This window comes from Streptomyces sp. ME02-8801-2C, from assembly GCF_033793965.1.
Classification (GTDB): domain Bacteria; phylum Actinomycetota; class Actinomycetes; order Streptomycetales; family Streptomycetaceae; genus Streptomyces.
Map to the genome: position 1 here is coordinate 39,544 of NZ_JARAXP010000006.1, position 17,617 is coordinate 57,160.

15 protein-coding genes are annotated in these 17,617 nt (G+C 68.2%); 14 read left to right on the forward strand and 1 reads right to left on the reverse strand.

What is annotated here, in order from left to right; all coding sequences use genetic code 11:
- Positions 1–25: 25 nt before the first annotated feature.
- A complete protein-coding gene (locus tag PV396_RS20280; protein WP_319206483.1) occupies positions 26–892 on the reverse strand; it encodes a C40 family peptidase in 867 nt (288 codons plus the stop codon).
- Between the two features lie 723 nt (positions 893–1,615).
- On the opposite strand from PV396_RS20280, the gene PV396_RS20285 reads away from it, so the two are divergent.
- From PV396_RS20285 to nuoN, 14 genes are read left to right on the forward strand one after another with little or no spacing between them, the layout of a single operon-like run.
- Positions 1,616–1,975 carry an NADH-quinone oxidoreductase subunit A gene (locus PV396_RS20285; RefSeq protein ID WP_005476348.1) on the forward strand — a complete coding sequence of 120 codons (360 nt, stop codon included), beginning with the start codon at positions 1,616–1,618 and terminating at the stop codon, positions 1,973–1,975.
- Between the two features lie 13 nt (positions 1,976–1,988).
- A complete protein-coding gene (locus PV396_RS20290) occupies positions 1,989–2,543 on the forward strand; it encodes a NuoB/complex I 20 kDa subunit family protein (protein ID WP_053743379.1) in 555 nt (184 codons plus the stop codon).
- The gene (locus PV396_RS20295) at positions 2,540–3,301 is read left to right on the forward strand and encodes an NADH-quinone oxidoreductase subunit C (RefSeq protein ID WP_319206488.1); all 762 of its coding nucleotides are present in this window, start codon (positions 2,540–2,542) and stop codon (positions 3,299–3,301) included. Before PV396_RS20290 ends, PV396_RS20295 begins: the two co-directional genes overlap by 4 nt.
- Positions 3,298–4,620: an NADH-quinone oxidoreductase subunit D gene (locus tag PV396_RS20300; RefSeq protein ID WP_319206490.1), complete on the forward strand. Its 1,323-nt coding sequence runs from the start codon at positions 3,298–3,300 to the stop codon at positions 4,618–4,620. Before PV396_RS20295 ends, PV396_RS20300 begins: the two co-directional genes overlap by 4 nt.
- 29 nt (positions 4,621–4,649) lie before the next feature.
- Positions 4,650–5,468, forward strand: a complete 819-nt coding sequence (gene nuoE / locus PV396_RS20305; RefSeq protein ID WP_319207362.1) for an NADH-quinone oxidoreductase subunit NuoE — start codon at positions 4,650–4,652, stop codon at positions 5,466–5,468.
- The gene (nuoF, locus tag PV396_RS20310; RefSeq protein WP_319206492.1) at positions 5,465–6,814 is read left to right on the forward strand and encodes an NADH-quinone oxidoreductase subunit NuoF; all 1,350 of its coding nucleotides are present in this window, start codon (positions 5,465–5,467) and stop codon (positions 6,812–6,814) included. Before nuoE ends, nuoF begins: the two co-directional genes overlap by 4 nt.
- Complete coding sequence (locus PV396_RS20315; RefSeq protein ID WP_319206493.1) at positions 6,811–9,315, forward strand: NADH-quinone oxidoreductase subunit G; 2,505 nt, start codon at positions 6,811–6,813, stop codon at positions 9,313–9,315. The genes nuoF and PV396_RS20315 overlap by 4 nt, the downstream gene beginning before the upstream one ends.
- Positions 9,312–10,676: an NADH-quinone oxidoreductase subunit NuoH gene (gene nuoH / locus PV396_RS20320; RefSeq protein WP_319206495.1), complete on the forward strand. Its 1,365-nt coding sequence runs from the start codon at positions 9,312–9,314 to the stop codon at positions 10,674–10,676. Before PV396_RS20315 ends, nuoH begins: the two co-directional genes overlap by 4 nt.
- Positions 10,669–11,280, forward strand: coding sequence for an NADH-quinone oxidoreductase subunit NuoI (nuoI, locus tag PV396_RS20325; protein WP_319206498.1), 612 nt, complete (start codon positions 10,669–10,671; stop codon positions 11,278–11,280). Before nuoH ends, nuoI begins: the two co-directional genes overlap by 8 nt.
- A complete protein-coding gene (locus tag PV396_RS20330; protein WP_319206500.1) occupies positions 11,277–12,128 on the forward strand; it encodes an NADH-quinone oxidoreductase subunit J in 852 nt (283 codons plus the stop codon). The genes nuoI and PV396_RS20330 overlap by 4 nt, the downstream gene beginning before the upstream one ends.
- Positions 12,125–12,424: an NADH-quinone oxidoreductase subunit NuoK gene (gene nuoK / locus PV396_RS20335; RefSeq protein ID WP_037929353.1), complete on the forward strand. Its 300-nt coding sequence runs from the start codon at positions 12,125–12,127 to the stop codon at positions 12,422–12,424. Before PV396_RS20330 ends, nuoK begins: the two co-directional genes overlap by 4 nt.
- Positions 12,425–12,438: 14 nt before the next feature.
- Entirely contained in the window at positions 12,439–14,385 is a 1,947-nt protein-coding gene (gene nuoL, locus PV396_RS20340) for an NADH-quinone oxidoreductase subunit L (protein WP_319206504.1), read from the forward strand.
- Between the two features lie 5 nt (positions 14,386–14,390).
- On the forward strand, positions 14,391–15,962 hold the full coding sequence (locus tag PV396_RS20345; protein ID WP_319206506.1) for an NADH-quinone oxidoreductase subunit M: 1,572 nt from the start codon (positions 14,391–14,393) through the stop codon (positions 15,960–15,962).
- Positions 15,959–17,608 (forward strand): NADH-quinone oxidoreductase subunit NuoN, encoded by a 1,650-nt coding sequence (gene nuoN, locus PV396_RS20350; protein ID WP_319206508.1) that lies wholly within the window; start codon positions 15,959–15,961, stop codon positions 17,606–17,608. Before PV396_RS20345 ends, nuoN begins: the two co-directional genes overlap by 4 nt.
- Positions 17,609–17,617: the final 9 nt, after the last annotated feature.

A 17,617-nucleotide genomic window follows, 5' to 3' on the forward strand; every position in this document is an offset into this window, starting at 1 on the left:
CACCCGTGGATTCTCGGCAGTCCGCTCAGAGAACGCGCACCGCACCCGACGCCGGGTAGCCGGACAGGTCCTGGACGACAACGCCCTTGGACGGGTTGGCCGCGTCCAGGTACTGGCCGTTCCCCACGTAAACCGCCACGTGGTACGCCGAACCCTTCGTACCCCAGTACAGGATGTCCCCGACCTCCAGGTTGGAGAGCGAGACCTCGGTGCCGACCGTCGACTGGTCCTGCGAGACCCGGGGGAGGTCCACGCCGACCTGCTTGAACGCGGCCTGCACCAAAGAGGAGCAGTCCCACGCGTTGGGGCCCGTGGCGCCCATGACGTAGGCGTCGCCCAGCTGCTCGTTGAGGAAGGCGATGACGGTCGCGACGCTGCCGCTCGCGGGGGCGGCCACCTGCGACGTCTGCGAACTCGAGGCGGAGCTCGATTCGGAGCTGGACGCACTCAGCGTCGCGCGCTCGGCGGAGCGAGAGACAGCGGCCTCTGCAGCGGCCTTGCGGGCGGCCTCGGCCTTCTCCTTGGCCTCCGCCTTCTCCTTCGCCTCCGCGAGGTCCTTCTTGGCCTCCTGGGCCGCCTTGGCGGCTGCGGCGTCGCGCTCGGCCCGGAGCTCGTAGTTCGCGGCGGCCTGCTGCGTGGCGTCCGCGGACTCGGCGATCTGGGCGGACAGGTCGGCCGTAAGGGTGGGCAGTTCGAGTGTCTGCGTCACGGACTCGGCGGCGTTCGCCGCACTGGACGCACCCGCCACTGCCAGGGTGCTGAGAACGCCACCGGCGACTCCTGCGCGCATGGCCAGCGACGAGCTGCCGGCACGCCGGGGCTTCCGGTGGCTTCGTATGTGAGCGGTAGCGGTGTGGGACATGGGTACTAGCGGTACCAGGGGCTCCTCCATACCTTCAAGAAACGTGTGGTGCGCCACAGTTGTTCAACGGAGCCCCCAAATTCCCTGTGCGTCACTCTTTATTGACGCCGTAACGGGCATTGCGGACATCGGTGATCATGGCTGTGATCATGCACTTTCGTCGGTACGCCCGAATTGCCCGCTGCTTACCATCGGTTGCGGTCCGTGGCCAACCCCCGATCTTCACAGCCCTTCACCGATGTGGCACAGGTCACGGAACGGTCACTGTCCGGGCTGCGTCTCGCGCGGGAATCCGCGATCGCCGTCGCTCGTGAACGCGTGCACGCATATGTGGGGCGTCCACATTCGCCACCCACCTCCGCCGATGTGTGAACGCGGTTCACTATCAAGCGGCCCTGTCCATCTCCAATTTGCATGCAAGAGAAGTCTCTTGATATGGAGACGCCGCTTCTGACCAGCGGTAACGGGAGAAAATGTCACCTCTGGTGATCACGTGGACGCTTCGCGTGTGAAGATCACCGCTCATCCGACTTCATGATCCTTCGTCAGGTGGTGGAGATCACAAAGGTTCGGCAATACCCCGTGTCGCAGATCACAGACCGCCGGGCATAGGATGCGTGGCAGTTGGGCTTGTGACCTGCTTCACATGTTCTCGATCTTCGCCGGGACGGGCGGAGTTCGCGGGGCGGACGAGGTGGCGCGGACCCGATGCAATCGCCAGCAGTCAGTGCCGACTGAGAGGAGCGAGGAGCGGTGAACGCGTATGCGCCCATCCTCGTACTGGGAGCCCTCGGGGCAGGCTTTGCGATCTTCTCCGTGATCATGGCTTCGCTGATCGGCCCGAAGCGGTACAACCGGGCCAAACTCGAAGCCTATGAATGCGGGATCGAGCCGACACCCACGCCGGCCGGCGGTGGGCGGTTCCCCATCAAGTACTACCTGACGGCGATGCTGTTCATCGTCTTCGACATCGAGATCGTCTTCCTCTACCCCTGGGCCGTCACCTTCGACGCCCTGGGTGTTTTCGGGCTCGTGGAGATGTTGCTCTTCGTGCTCACCGTCTTCGTGGCGTACGCGTACGTATGGCGGCGCGGCGGCCTGGAATGGGACTGAGGGGCCTCTAAGCATGGGACTCGAAGAAAAGCTGCCGAGCGGATTCCTGCTGACCACCGTCGAGCAGGCCGCGGGCTGGGTGCGCAAGGCGTCCGTCTTCCCCGCCACGTTCGGACTCGCCTGCTGCGCCATCGAGATGATGACCACCGGCGCGGGCCGCTACGACCTCGCCCGCTTCGGCATGGAGGTCTTCCGCGGCTCACCCCGCCAGGCGGACCTGATGATCGTGGCCGGCCGGGTCAGCCAGAAGATGGCGCCGGTGCTGCGGCAGGTCTACGACCAGATGCCCAACCCCAAGTGGGTGATCTCCATGGGGGTCTGCGCCTCCTCGGGCGGCATGTTCAACAACTACGCCATCGTGCAGGGTGTCGACCACATCGTCCCGGTCGACATCTATCTGCCCGGCTGCCCGCCGCGGCCCGAGATGCTGATCGACGCCATCCTCAAGCTCCACCAGAAGATCCAGACCTCCAAGCTCGGCGTGAACGCCGAGGAGGCGGCCCGCGAGGCCGAGGAGGCCGCGCTCAAGGCACTCCCCACGATCGAGATGAAGGGGCTGCTGCGATGAGCGACGCGAACGGCACCGGAGCGGACAGGCCCGCCGAGGGGGTCAACCCCGAGAAGGACCTCGCCGCCTCCAACCTCCCCGGCCAGCGCGGCGACGGCGGCGAGGAGATCCGCGTCCAGCGCGGCATGTTCGGCGCCAACAACGGCGGCGACACCTCCGGCTACGGCGGTCTGGTCCGCTCCGTCCGCCTCCCCGGCGCCTCGGCGAGGCCCTACGGGGGCTGGTTCGACGAGGTCGCCGACGAGCTCGAGGGCGCCTTGGAGGAACAGGGCCTGGTCCCCGAGAACGTGATCGAGAAGACGGTCGTCGACCGCGGCGAGCTGACGTTCCACGTCGAACGCGCGTACCTGCTCGCCGTCGCCCAGACCCTGCGCGACGACCCCGCCCTGCGCTTCGAACTCTGCACGGGCGTGAGCGGAGTCCACTACCCGCAGGACAAGGGCCGCGAGCTGCACGCCGTCTACCACCTGCGCTCGATCACCCACAACCGGCTGATCCGCCTCGAGGTCAGCGCCCCGGACAGCGACCCGCACGTCCCGTCCCTGGTCTCCGTCTATCCGACGAACGACTGGCACGAACGCGAGACGTACGACTTCTTCGGGATCGTCTTCGACGGTCACCCGGCCCTGACGCGGATCATGATGCCGGACGACTGGCAGGGCCACCCGCAGCGCAAGGACTACCCCCTCGGCGGCATCCCCGTCGAGTACAAGGGCGCCCAGATCCCGGCTCCGGACCAGCGGAGGTCGTACTCATGAGCACGCAGCACGCAACTCCGCGCGAGACCACCGAGGGGACCGTCTACACGGTCACCGGTGGCGACTGGGACGAGGTCGTCCAGTCCGCGGCCCGCGCCGACGACGAACGCATCGTCGTCAACATGGGCCCGCAGCACCCCTCCACGCACGGCGTGCTCCGCCTGATCCTGGAGATCGACGGCGAGACGGTCACCGAGGCCCGCTGCGGCATCGGCTATCTGCACACCGGCATCGAGAAGAACCTCGAGTTCCGCACGTGGACGCAGGGCACCACCTTCGTCACGCGCATGGACTACCTGACCTCCTTCTTCAACGAGACCGCCTACTGTCTCGCCGTCGAGAAGCTCCTCGGCATCGAGGACCAGATCCCCGACCGCGCCACCCTGATCCGCGTGCTCCTCATGGAGCTCAACCGGCTGTCCTCGCACCTGGTGTGCATCGCCACCGGCGGTATGGAGCTCGGCGCCACCACGATCATGATCTACGGATTCCGTGATCGTGAAATGATTCTCGACATCTACGAGCTCATCACGGGCCTGCGGATGAACCACGCGTACATCCGCCCCGGCGGACTCGCCCAGGACCTGCCGCCCGGCGCGGTGGACCACATCCGCGAGTTCGTGAAGAAGATGAAGAAGAACCTTCCCGAGTACGACAAGCTCGCCACCGGGAACCCCATCTTCAAGGCCCGTATGCAGGACGTCGGCTACCTCGACCTGGCCGGCTGCATGGCTCTGGGCGCCACCGGCCCGATCCTGCGCTCCACCGGCCTCCCGCACGACCTGCGCAAGAGCCAGCCCTACTGCGGCTACGAGACGTTCGACTTCGACGTCCCCACCGCCGACTCCTGCGACTCCTACGGCCGCTTCCTGATCCGCCTGGAGGAGATGCGCCAGTCGCTCAGGATCGTCGAGCAGTGCCTGGACCGGCTGCAGCCCGGACCGGTCATGGTCACCGACAAGAAGATCGCCTGGCCCGCGCAGCTCGCCCTGGGGCCGGACGGCCTGGGTAACTCCCTGGACCACATCAAGAAGATCATGGGCACCTCCATGGAGGCCCTGATCCACCACTTCAAGCTGGTGACCGAGGGTTTCCGCGTCCCGCCGGGACAGGCGTACGCGGCCGTCGAGTCACCCAAGGGCGAACTCGGGGTGCACGCCGTTTCCGACGGAGGCACCCGGCCCTTCCGGGTCCACTTCAGGGACCCCTCCTTCACCAACCTGCAGGCCATGGCGGCGATGTGCGAGGGCGGCCAGGTCGCCGACGTCATCGTCGCCGTCGCGTCCATCGACCCCGTGATGGGAGGCGTCGACCGGTGACCACCACCCCCGAGGGCGTCAGCCTGGGCATGCCCCAACTGCCCGCGCCCGCTTACCCGGACGACGTTCGAGCCCGGCTCGAAGCGGACTCCCGCGAGGTCATCGCCCGCTACCCGGACTCCCGGTCCGCCCTCCTGCCGTTGCTGCATCTCGTGCAGTCGGAGGAGGGCCATGTCACGCGCACCGGCATGCAGTTCTGCGCGGACATGCTGGGCCTGACCACGGCCGAGGTCACCGCGGTCGCCACCTTCTACTCCATGTACCGCCGGGGCCCCTCCGGTGACTACCAGGTGGGTGTCTGCACCAACACCCTGTGCGCGGTGATGGGCGGCGACGCCATCTTCGAGAGCCTCCAGGAGCACCTCGGAGTCGCCAACGGCGGGACGACCGAGGACGGCAAGGTCACCCTGGAGCACATCGAGTGCAACGCGGCCTGCGACTTCGCACCCGTCGTGATGGTCAACTGGGAGTTCTTCGACAACCAGACCCCGGCCAGCGCCAAGCGCCTCGTCGACGACCTGCGCGCAGGCGCGGAGGTCCACCCCACGCGTGGTGCCCCCTTGTGCACGTTCAAGGACACCGCCCGCATCCTGGCCGGCTTCCCCGACACCCGGGACGGGGCCGTCGAGGCGAGCGGCAGCGCCGGTCCCGCCTCGCTGACCGGGCTCAGGCTGGCCAAGGGCGAGAGCCCCGCGCGCGTGGTGCACCCCAGGGACGGCTCCCCCAGGAGCGCACAGCCGCACGAGCCGTCGCCCGCCGAGCACCTCAGCTCACACGACGCGCCGCAGGACACGGCGGCTTCAGACCCCTCCCACCCGGCGGGGCCCGTCACCGAGGAGGGGGAGTGATGACATTGGCACCCGAGATCAACGAGACCAGCCCCGAGAAGCTGCTCGCACCCGTGCTGTCGGCCTTCTGGGACGAGGACAGGTCCTGGAGCCTGGACGTCTACCGGAGGCACGAAGGGTACGAGGGTCTCCGCAAGGCCCTCGCGATGACCCCGGACGACCTCATCGCGTACGTCAAGGAGTCCGGTCTGCGTGGCCGCGGCGGTGCGGGATTCCCCACGGGAATGAAATGGCAGTTCATTCCTCAGGGTGATGGAAAACCACACTATCTAGTTGTCAACGCCGACGAATCGGAGCCGGGAACCTGCAAGGACATCCCGCTCCTCTTCGCGAACCCGCATAGCCTCATCGAGGGCATTGTGATCGCGTGTTATGCCATCAGGTCTTCGCATGCCTTCATCTATCTGCGCGGTGAAGTCGTACCAGTGCTGCGGCGGTTGCACGAGGCCGTACGTGAGGCCTACGCGGCGGGCTACCTCGGCAAGAACGTCCTCGGCAGCGGACTCGACCTCGAACTCACCGTGCACGCGGGCGCGGGCGCGTACATCTGTGGTGAAGAGACCGCACTGCTCGACTCGCTCGAAGGCCGCCGGGGTCAACCGCGGCTCCGTCCCCCCTTTCCTGCTGTCGCAGGGCTCTATGCGTGCCCGACTGTTGTGAATAACGTCGAGTCGATCGCGTCGGTTCCCGCGATTCTGCAAAAGGGCAAAGAATGGTTCCGGTCGATGGGCAGCGAGAAGTCCCCGGGCTTCACGCTCTACTCGCTCAGCGGCCATGTCACCAATCCGGGCCAGTACGAGGCCCCGCTCGGCATCACGCTCCGCCAGCTCCTCGACATGAGCGGCGGGATGCGCTCCGGCCACCGGCTGAAGTTCTGGACGCCGGGCGGCTCCTCGACGCCGATGTTCACCGACGAGCACCTCGACGTCCCTCTTGACTACGAAGGAGTGGGCGCCGCGGGTTCCATGCTCGGCACAAAAGCACTCCAGTGCTTCGACGAGACCACCTGCGTCGTCCGGGCCGTCACCCGCTGGACCGAGTTCTACGCCCACGAGTCCTGCGGCAAGTGCACGCCCTGCCGTGAAGGAACGTACTGGCTCGTGCAGTTGCTGCGCGACATCGAGGCCGGCAAGGGCGTCATGTCCGACCTCGACAAGCTGAACGACATCGCCGACAACATCAACGGCAAGTCCTTCTGCGCCCTCGGCGACGGCGCCGCCTCGCCGATCTTCTCCTCCCTCAAGTACTTCCGCGAGGAGTACGAGGACCACATCACGGGCCGGGGCTGCCCCTTCGACCCGGCCAAGTCCACGGCCTGGGCCGACCGCACGGAGGTGAACGCATGACGGTGACCACGAGCGCTCCCTCCGGAGGGGGCGACGCGGCGGTCCCGCCGGAAGATCTCGTCTCGCTGAAGATCGACGGTATCGACATCAGCGTGCCCAAGGGCACCCTGGTGATCCGCGCCGCCGAACAGCTCGGTATCGAGATCCCGCGCTTCTGCGACCACCCCCTCCTCGACCCGGCCGGCGCCTGCCGCCAGTGCATCGTCGAGGTCGAGGGCCAGCGCAAGCCCATGGCGTCCTGCACGATCACCTGTACGGACGGGATGGTCGTCAAGACTCATCTCACCTCGCCGGTGGCCGAGAAGGCCCAGCACGGTGTGATGGAGCTGCTGCTCATCAACCACCCGCTGGACTGCCCGGTCTGCGACAAGGGCGGCGAGTGCCCCCTGCAGAACCAGGCCATGTCGCACGGCCAGGCGGAGTCCCGCTTCGAGGGCAAGAAGCGGACCTACGAGAAGCCCGTGCCGATCTCCACACAGGTCCTGCTCGACCGCGAACGGTGCGTGCTGTGCGCCCGCTGCACCCGCTTCTCCAACCAGATCGCGGGCGACCCGATGATCGAGCTGATCGAGCGCGGCGCGCTCCAGCAGGTCGGCATTGGTGAGGGCGACCCCTTCGAGTCGTACTTCTCCGGGAACACGATCCAGATCTGCCCGGTCGGCGCGCTGACCTCGGCGGCGTATCGCTTCCGCTCCCGCCCCTTCGACCTTGTCTCCTCACCGTCGGTGTGCGAGCACTGCTCCGGCGGCTGCGCCACCCGCACCGACCACCGGCGCGGAAAGGTCATGCGGCGCCTGGCCGCACCCGACGCCGAGGTCAACGAGGAGTGGATCTGCGACAAGGGGCGCTTCGGCTTCCGGTACGCGCAGAAGCCGGACCGGCTCCAGACGCCCCTGGTACGCAATGCCGCAGGTGTCCTTGAGCCCGCTTCCTGGCCCGAGGCGCTGGAAGCGGCGGCCCAGGGACTCCTCACGGCCCGCGGTCGCACGGGCGTTCTCACCGGTGGCCGGCTCACCGTCGAGGACGCCTACGCGTACAGCAAGTTCGCGCGCGTGGCCCTCGACACCAACGACATCGACTTCCGCGCGCGTGTGCACAGCGCCGAGGAGGCCGACTTCCTGGCCGCCCGGGTCGGCGGACGCGGACGCGACCTCGACGGTACGGGTGTCACGTACACGTCGCTGGAGAAGGCGCCCGCGGTCCTGCTGGTCGGGTTCGAGTCCGAAGAGGAGGCGCCCGGCGTCTTCCTGCGGCTGCGCAAGGCCTGGCGGGGGCACGGACAGAAGGTCTTCGCGCTCGCCACGCACGCGACACGCGGCCTGGAGAAGGCCGGCGGCACGCTGCTGCCCGCCGCCCCCGGCACCGAGACCGAGTGGCTGGACGCGCTCGGCAGCGGATTCGGGCTGGAGGAGAACGGGACGAAGGCAGCCGAGGCGCTGCGCACCGAGGGTGCGGTGATCGTCGTCGGTGAGCGGCTGGCCGCCGTGGCGGGCGGGCTCACCGCCGCCGTACGGGCCGCTTCCACGACCGGCGCCCAGCTGGTGTGGATCCCGCGCCGGGCCGGCGAGCGCGGCGCCGTCGAGGCGGGCGCGCTGCCGTCGCTGCTGCCGGGCGGACGTCCGGCGACCGACCCGCGCGCGCGGGACGAGGTCGCCGCCGCCTGGGGCGTGGCCGAACTGCCGCACCGCTTCGGCCGCGACACCGGCCAGATCGTCGAAGCGGCCGCCGGGGGAGAGCTGCGGGCCCTGGTGGTCGCCGGCGTCGAGGTCGCCGACCTGCCCGATCCGGCACGCGCGCGTGAAGCCCTTCACGAGGTGGGCTTCCTGGTGTCGCTGGAACTGCGGCCCAGCGAGGTCACCGAGCACGCCGACGTCGTACTCCCGGTCGCCGCAGTCGCCGAGAAGGCGGGCACCTTCCTCAACTGGGAGGGCCGGGGCCGCCCCTTCGAGGCCGCGCTCAAGCCCGACCAGATGACGCGGCGCCTGGCGCCGTCCGACGGACGCGTGCTCCAGATGCTGGCCGACGCCATGGACGTACACCTGGGGCTGCCCGACCTGCGGACCGCGCGGGCGGAACTGGACCGGCTCGGGTCGTGGGACGGGGCGCGGGCCGCCAACCCGCTGGAGATCGGCGCCCAGTTGCCGCGGCCGGCCGCCGGCGAGGCGGTGCTCGCCGGGCACCGGTTGCTCCTGGACCAGGGACGTCTGCAGGAGGGCGACGACGCGCTCGCCGGGACCCGGCACGCCGCACACGCGCGCGTGTCGGCCGCCACGGCCGCCGAAGCCGGAGTCAAGGACGGAGACCTGCTCGCCGTCACCGGTGCCACCGGCACGGTCGAACTCCCCCTCACAGTAACCGAGATGCCCGACCGGGTGGTCTGGCTGCCGCTGAACTCCACCGGAGGTGGCGTCGCCTCCGACACCGGGGCGCTGCCCGGCGCACTCGTCCGCATCGGCCCGGCGACCCTCGCCTCCGAGGCCCCCAAGGAGGTGGAGGCATGAGCCCGTACCTCGCCGCTGAAGACCTCTCCATGTTCGGCACCGACCCGTGGTGGCTGGTCGTCGTCAAGGCCGTCTTCTGCTTCGCCTTCCTGATGATCACCGTGCTGTTCTCCATCGTGTGGGAACGCAAGGTCGTCGCCTGGATGCAGCTGCGCATCGGTCCCAACCGGCACGGCCCCTGGGGCATGCTCCAGTCGCTCGCCGACGGCATCAAGCTGATGCTCAAGGAAGACCTGGTCGTCAAGCGCGCGGACAAGGTCGTCTACATCCTCGCGCCGATCGTCGCGGCCATCCCGGCCTTCATGGCGATCGCGGTCATCCCCTTCGGGCCGGCGGGCAACGAGGTCTCGATCTTCGGCCACCGTACGACGATGCAGCTCACCGACCTGCCGATCGCGATGCTCTACGTCCTCGCGGTCGCCTCGGTCGGTATCTACGGCATCGTGCTCGCGGGCTGGAGTTCCGGCTCCACCTACCCGCTGCTGGGCGGTCTGCGGTCCTGCGCGCAGATGATCTCGTACGAGATCGCCATGGGCGCCGCCTTCGCCTCGGTGTTCCTCTACTCCGGGTCGATGTCGACCTCGACGATCGTCGAACAGCAGCACGACCGCTGGTACATCGTCCTGCTGCCGGTCTCCTTCGTGATCTACATCGTGACGATGGTCGGCGAGACCAACCGCGCCCCCTTCGACATGCCTGAGTCCGAGGGCGACCTGGTCGGCGGCTTCAACACCGAGTACTCGTCCATCAAGTTCGCGATGTTCATGCTCGCCGAGTACGTCAACATGGTGACCGTCTCGGCCGTGTCGGTGACGCTCTTCCTGGGCGGCTGGCGGGCCCCCTGGCCCGTCAGCACCTTCTGGGAGGGCGCCAACCACGGCTGGTGGCCGATGGCCTGGTTCGTCCTCAAGGTGCAGCTGCTGCTGTTCTTCTTCATCTGGCTGCGCGGCACGCTCCCGCGGGTCCGCTACGACCAGCTGATGAAACTCGGCTGGAAGGTCCTCATCCCGGTCTCGCTGGTCTGGCTGATGCTCGTCGCGACCGTACGGACCCTGCGCAACGAGAACTACGACTTCGCCGACATCGCCCTCTACGTCGGCGGCGGCGTCATCACCCTGCTCCTGCTCTCCTTCGTCGCCGACATGTTCCGCGACCGGGCCAAGGCCGAGCAGCCGGCCGACGCCGAGCCCCGCGCCTTCGACCCGATGGCCGGTGGATTCCCCGTACCGCCGCTGCCGGGACAGGAGTCGCCGGCGGTGCCGCGCAGGCGCCCGCGCCGGGAGCGCGAGTTGATTGTCAGTGGTGGGTCGGATACTGGCAGTGACGGATCTCTGGATGGAAAGGAGGCGTCCGATGGCTGAGGAGCCTAAGGAGACCGGGCAGACGAAGCCCGGCTTCCAGAACCCCGTGGCCGGCTTCGGCGTGACCTTCAAGGCCATGTTCAAGAAGCGGCTGACCGAGCAGTACCCCGAGCAGCAGAAGACCACCGCTCCCCGGTTCCACGGACGGCACCAGCTCAACCGCCATCCCGACGGCCTCGAGAAGTGCGTCGGCTGCGAACTGTGCGCCTGGGCCTGCCCCGCAGACGCCATCTATGTGGAGGGCGCCGACAACACCGACGAGGAACGCTACTCGCCGGGCGAGCGGTACGGCGCCGTCTACCAGATCAACTACGCCCGCTGCATCCTGTGCGGCCTGTGCATCGAGGCGTGCCCCACGCGCGCGTTGACGATGACCAACGAGTTCGAGCTGGCCGACAGCAGCCGCGCCAACCTCATCTACACCAAGGAACAGCTGCTCGCCGGACTCGAAGAGGGCATGGTCGACTCGCCCCACTCGATCTTCCCGGGCACCGACGAACAGGACTACTACCGGGGGCTGGTCACCGAGGCCGCGCCCGGCACGGTCCGTCAAGTGGCCGTCTCCAGGGGAGAGAAGCCCGAGGAAGAGGGGGTAGGAACATGAGTGCGCTCGCCGCCTACTCCACCTCCACGGGTGAGGCGTTCCAGTTCTGGGTGCTCGGTACCGTCGCCGTCGCCGGAGCCCTGTGCACCGTCTTCATGAAGAGGGCCGTGCACAGCGCGCTCTGCCTCGCCGGAACCATGATCATCCTGGCGGTGTTCTACCTGGCCAACGGCGCCTACTTCCTGGGCGTCGTCCAGATCGTCGTCTACACCGGCGCGATCATGATGCTGTTCCTCTTTGTGGTCATGCTCGTCGGTGTCACCGCTGCGGACTCCCTCAAGGAGACCATCAAGGGCCAGCGCTGGCTGGCCCTGCTGTGCGGCCTCGGCTTCGGCATCCTCCTGGTCGCGGGCGTCGGAAACGCCTCCCTGAAGGAGTTCGCCGGCCTCGGCCAGGCCAACGCGAACGGCAACGTGGAGGGCCTGGCCGCCCTCATCTTCACGAAGTACGTGTTCGCCTTCGAGATCACCGGCGCCCTGCTGATCACCGCGGCCGTCGGCGCCATGGTGCTCACGCACCGCGAGCGCACCGAGCGCGCCAAGACCCAGCGCGAGCTGGCCGAACAGCGCGTACGGGACGGCAAGCACCTGCCGCCGCTGCCCGCACCCGGTGTGTACGCCCGGCACAACGCGGTGGATGTCGCGGGCCTGCTGCCCGACGGCACCCCGGCCGAGCTGTCGGTCATGCAGACACTGCGTCAGCGCGGCCAGATCCGTGATGTGTCCGCCGAGGCCATCAGCGACCTCAAGGCCCTGGAGCAGCGCGCCGAGGACCGCCTGGAGCGCACCAACAGCGGCCCGGCCGGTGGTTCGGCCGGCGGCTCGAACAGTGGGGAGGCGTCGAAGTGAACCCGGTCAACTACCTCTATCTCGCCGCCCTGTTGTTCACGATCGGCGCCACCGGTGTCCTGATCAGGCGCAACGCGATCGTCGTGTTCATGTGCGTCGAGCTGATGCTCAACGCCTGCAACCTCGCGTTCGTCGCCTTCTCCCGGATGCACGGCAATCTCGACGGCCAGGTCATCGCCTTCTTCACGATGGTCGTCGCCGCCGCGGAAGTCGTCGTCGGGCTCGCGATCATCGTGTCGCTGTTCCGTTCCCGCCACTCGGCCTCGGTCGACGACGCCAGCCTGATGAAGCTGTAAGGGGTCGCTGAATCGTGGAGAACCTGATTGCGCTGCTGGTGGCGGCGCCCCTGCTCGGAGCGGTCGTGCTGCTGTGCGGCGGCCGGCGGCTCGACGCCGTCGGCCACTGGATCGGCACGGCCCTCGCGGCCTCCTCCTTCGTGATCGGCGTGATCCTCTTCGCCGACATGCTGGGCAAGAACGCCGAGCACCGCACCCTGATGCAGCACCTGTTCAGCTGGATCCCCGTCGAGGGCTTCCAGGCCGACGTCGCCTTCCAGCTCGACCAGCTGTCGATGACGTTCGTCCTGCTGATCTCCGGCGTCGGCTCGCTGATCCATGTGTACTCGATCGGGTACATGGAGCACGACGAGCGGCGCCGCCGCTTCTTCGGCTATCTGAATCTGTTCCTCGCGGCGATGCTGCTGCTCGTCCTCGCCGACAACTACCTGCTGCTGTACGTCGGCTGGGAGGGCGTCGGCCTCGCCTCGTACCTCCTGATCGGCTTCTGGCAGCACAAGCCCAGCGCCGCGACCGCCGCGAAGAAGGCCTTCCTGGTCAACCGCGTCGGCGACATGGGTCTGTCGATCGCCATCATGCTGATGTTCACCACCTTCGGGACCTTCGCCTTCGGGCCGGTCCTCGAAGCCACCGGTGAGACGAGTGAGGGCAAGCTCACCGCGATCGCCCTGATGCTGCTGCTCGCGGCCTGCGGCAAGTCCGCCCAGGTGCCGCTGCAGTCCTGGCTCGGGGACGCGATGGAGGGCCCGACCCCGGTCTCGGCCCTCATCCACGCGGCGACGATGGTGACCGCCGGTGTCTACCTCATCGTCCGCTCAGGCGAGATCTTCAACGCGGCGCCCGACGCCCAGTTGGTGGTCACCGTGGTCGGCGCCGTCACGCTCCTCTTCGGTGCGATCGTCGGTTGCGCGAAGGACGACATCAAGAAGGCGCTGGCCGGCTCGACCATGTCGCAGATCGGCTACATGATCCTCGCGGCCGGCCTCGGCCCCATCGGCTACGTCTTCGCGATCATGCACCTGGTGACCCACGGCTTCTTCAAGGCCGGACTGTTCCTCGGGGCCGGCTCGGTCATGCACGGCATGAACGACGAGGTCGACATGCGCAAGTACGGCGGCCTCCGCAAGTACATGCCCGTCACCTTCGTGACCTTCGGGCTCGGTTACCTCGCCATCATCGGCTTCCCGGGTCTGTCCGGCTTCTTCTCCAAGGACAAGATCATCGAGGCGGCGTTCGCCAAGGGCGGCACCGAGGGCTGGATCCTCGGCAGCGTCGCTCTGCTCGGCGCGGCCATCACCGCGTACTACATGACGCGCGTGATGCTGATGACGTTCTTCGGCGAGGAGCGCTGGCGCAACCAGCCGACCGCCTCTCCGGCCGAACCGAGCGTGGAGCCCGCCGCCGAGCACCACGGCGAGCACGCGGAGCCGCACCCGCACGAGTCGCCCAAGTCGATGACGATCCCCATGATCGTCCTCGCCTTCGGGTCGGTCTTCGCGGGCGCGTTCTTCAGCCTCGGCGACCGCTTCGTGCACTGGCTGGAGCCCGTCACCGAGCACTCGCACGGGAACCCGCCGGTCAGCGCTCTCACGGTCACGCTGTCCACCATGGTCGTGCTCGTCATCGGCGTCGGGGCCGCGTACGCCCAGTACGGGCGCCGTCCGATCCCGGTCGTCGCCCCGCGCGGGTCGCTGCTCACCCGGGCTGCCCGGCGCGACCTCCTCCAGGACGACTTCAACCACGTCGTCCTCGTCCGCGGCGGAGAGCACCTCACCCGCTCCCTGGTCTACGTCGACCACACCCTGGTCGACGGGGTCGTCAACGGTACGGCGGCCTCCATGGGCGGCCTCTCCGGACGGCTCCGCAAGCTGCAGAACGGCTACGCGCGGTCGTACGCGGTCTCGATGTTCGGCGGTGCGGCGATCCTCATCGCCGCGACCCTGCTGATGAGGGCGGTCTGATACCGATGTCCTTTCCCCTCCTGACAGCGACGGCGGCGCTCCCGGCCCTCGGGGCGATCGCCACGGCGGCCGTCCCGGCCGCGCGGCGCACCGCCGCCAAGTGGCTGGCGCTGCTCGTCTCGCTCGCCACCCTGGCGCTCGCCGCGATCATCCTGGTCCGCTTCGACCCGGGCGGCGACCGCTACCAGCTCACCGAATCACGCGCCTGGATCAAGGACTTCGGGGTGCGGTACGAACTGGGCGTGGACGGCATCGCCGTGGCGCTCATCGCACTGACCGCGCTGCTGATCCCGTTCGTGATCCTGGCCGGCTGGCACGACGCCGACCCCCTGGAGACGGGGAACACCCGGTGGCGGCCCACCCAGGGCTTCTTCGCGCTGATCCTGGCCGTCGAGGCGATGGTGATCATCTCCTTCGAGGCCACCGACGTCTTCCTCTTCTACATCTTCTTCGAAGCCATGCTCATCCCGATGTACTTCCTCATCGGCGGCTTCGGGGACCGTGCCCACGAGCACGGCGAGGAGACGGCCTCCACCCAACGCTCGTACGCGGCGGTGAAGTTCCTCCTCTACAACCTCGTCGGCGGCCTGATCATGCTGGCGGCCGTGATCGGCCTCTACGTGGTGGCCGGGAACTTCTCGCTGACGGAGATCGCCGCGGCGCGGGCCAACGGCTCGCTGGACATGGCCACGAACACCGAACGCTGGCTGTTCCTGGGCTTCTTCTTCGCCTTCGCCGTGAAAGCGCCCCTGTGGCCGCTGCACACCTGGCTGCCCAACGCCATGGGGGAGGCCACCACGCCGGTCGCCGTGCTCATCACGGCGGTCGTCGACAAGGTGGGCACCTTCGCGATGCTCCGCTTCTGCCTCCAGCTGTTCCCGGAGGCGTCCAAGTGGGCGACGCCCGTCATCCTCGTACTGGCGCTGGTCAGCATCATCTACGGGGCGCTGCTCGCGGTCGGCCAGCGGGACATCAAGCGGCTGGTCGCGTACGCGTCGATCTCGCACTTCGGGTTCATCATCCTGGGCATCTTCGCGATGACCAGCCAGGGCCAGTCGGGCGCGACGCTGTACATGGTCAACCACGGCATCTCCACGGCGGCGCTGATGCTGGTGGCAGGCTTCCTGATCTCGCGGCGCGGCTCGCGGCTCATCGCCGACTACGGAGGCGTCCAGAAGGTCGCCCCGGTGCTCGCGGGCACGTTCCTGATCGGCGGGCTCGCCACCCTGTCGCTCCCGGGCCTCGCGCCCTTCGTGAGTGAGTTCCTGGTGCTGGTGGGTACGTTCGCGCGCTACCCGGTGGTCGGCATCATCGCCACCTTCGGCATCGTCCTCGCCGCGCTCTACACCCTCGTCCTCTACCAGCGGACGATGACGGGCCCGGTGAAGGCGGAGGTCGCCAGGATGCCGGACCTCAGGATGCGTGAACTCGTGGTCGTGACGCCGCTGATCGTGCTGCTGATCTTCCTGGGTGTCTATCCGAAGCCGTTGACGGACATCGTCAACCCGGCGGTCAAGCAGACCATGTCCGACGTCCATAAGAAGGACCCCAAGCCCGAGGTGGAGGCGGCCAAGTGAGCGCATCAGCCGTCCACAGCCTGTGGACAACGGCGGCCGATCCGATCTCCAAGATCGACGCGCCGAAGATCGAATACGGGCAATTGTCGCCCACCCTGATCGTCATCGGCGCGGCGATCGTGGGGATCCTGGTCGAGGCGTTCGTGCCCCGCAAATCCCGCTACTACGTGCAACTGTTCGTTTCCGTCGTCGCCCTCACCGCCGCCTTCGCCGCGGTCGTGGGGCTCGCGGCGGGCGGGTACGGCACCACCAAGGCCGGTATCGCGGCGATGGGCGCGATCGCCGTCGACGGACCCGCGCTGTTCCTGCAGGGCACGATCCTGCTGGCGGGCCTGGTCGGACTGTTCACCTTCGCCGAACGGCGCCTCGACCCCGAGGCGCACGGCAACCGCGTCGACTCGTTCGCCGCGCAGGCCGCGTCCGTGCCGGGCAGCGACAGCGAGAAGGCCGCGGTCAAGGCCGGGTTCACCACCACCGAGGTGTTCCCGCTGCTGCTCTTCGCGATCGGCGGCATGCTGATCTTCCCCTCGGCCAACGACCTGCTGACCCTGTTCGTGGCCCTGGAAGTCTTCTCACTCCCGCTGTACCTGCTGTGCGCCCTGGCCCGCCGCAAGCGGCTCATGTCGCAGGAGGCCGCGGTCAAGTACTTCCTGCTGGGCGCCTTCGCCTCCGCGTTCACCCTGTTCGGCATCGCACTGCTGTACGGCTACGCGGGCTCGGTGTCGTACGGGACGATCGCCCAGGTCGTCGACGGCACCGTCAAGAACGTCGACCCGGCACTCGCCGACACCATGGGCAACGACGTGCTGCTGCTCATCGGCGCCGCGATGATCGTCATGGGCCTGCTCTTCAAGGTCGGCGCCGTCCCGTTCCACATGTGGACGCCGGACGTGTACCAGGGAGCACCCACCCCGGTGACGGGCTTCATGGCCGCGGCGACGAAGGTGGCGGCGTTCGGCGCGCTGCTGCGACTGCTGTACGTCGTGCTGCCGGGCCTGCGCTGGGACTGGCGGCCGGTCATGTGGGGCGTCGCGGTCGTGACCATGCTGGGCGGCGCCATCGTCGCGATCACCCAGACCGACATCAAGCGGTTGCTGGCGTACTCGTCCATCGCGCACGCCGGGTTCATCCTCGCCGGTGTCATCGCGATGACACCGGACGGGGTCTCGTCCGTCCTGTTCTATCTGGGCGCGTACTCGTTCGTGACGATCGGGGCGTTCGCCGTGGTCACCCTGGTGCGGGATGCCGGAGGGGAGGCGACCCACCTGTCCAAGTGGGCGGGACTCGGGCGCCGCTCCCCGCTGGTGGCCGCGGTGTTCGCGGTGTTCCTCCTCGCCTTCGCCGGCATCCCGCTGACCTCCGGGTTCGCCGGGAAGTTCGCCGTTTTCAAGGCGGCCGCCGAGGGCGGTGCCGGGGCGCTGGTCGTGGTCGGTGTGATCTCGTCGGCGATCGCCGCGTTCTTCTACATCCGGGTGATCGTGCTGATGTTCTTCAGCGAGCCTCGGGCCGACGGGCCCACCGTCGCCGTGCCGTCGCCGTTGACCATGACGACGATCGGGGTGGGGGTCGCGGTCACCGTGGTGCTGGGTGTGGCGCCGCAGTACTTCCTCGATCTGGCGAACCAGGCGGGCGTTTTCGTGCGCTGAGCAGCGGGT

Coding starts and splice junctions, on each gene's coding strand:
- PV396_RS20280 (WP_319206483.1), bottom strand. CDS start 892: ATGGAGGAGCCCCTGGTACCGCTAGTACCCATGTCCCACACCGCTACC.
- PV396_RS20290 (WP_053743379.1), top strand. CDS start 1,989: ATGGGACTCGAAGAAAAGCTGCCGAGCGGATTCCTGCTGACCACCGTC.
- PV396_RS20295 (WP_319206488.1), top strand. CDS start 2,540: ATGAGCGACGCGAACGGCACCGGAGCGGACAGGCCCGCCGAGGGGGTC.
- PV396_RS20300 (WP_319206490.1), top strand. CDS start 3,298: ATGAGCACGCAGCACGCAACTCCGCGCGAGACCACCGAGGGGACCGTC.
- nuoE (WP_319207362.1), top strand. CDS start 4,650: ATGCCCCAACTGCCCGCGCCCGCTTACCCGGACGACGTTCGAGCCCGG.
- PV396_RS20315 (WP_319206493.1), top strand. CDS start 6,811: ATGACGGTGACCACGAGCGCTCCCTCCGGAGGGGGCGACGCGGCGGTC.
- nuoH (WP_319206495.1), top strand. CDS start 9,312: ATGAGCCCGTACCTCGCCGCTGAAGACCTCTCCATGTTCGGCACCGAC.
- nuoI (WP_319206498.1), top strand. CDS start 10,669: ATGGCTGAGGAGCCTAAGGAGACCGGGCAGACGAAGCCCGGCTTCCAG.
- PV396_RS20330 (WP_319206500.1), top strand. CDS start 11,277: ATGAGTGCGCTCGCCGCCTACTCCACCTCCACGGGTGAGGCGTTCCAG.
- PV396_RS20345 (WP_319206506.1), top strand. CDS start 14,391: ATGTCCTTTCCCCTCCTGACAGCGACGGCGGCGCTCCCGGCCCTCGGG.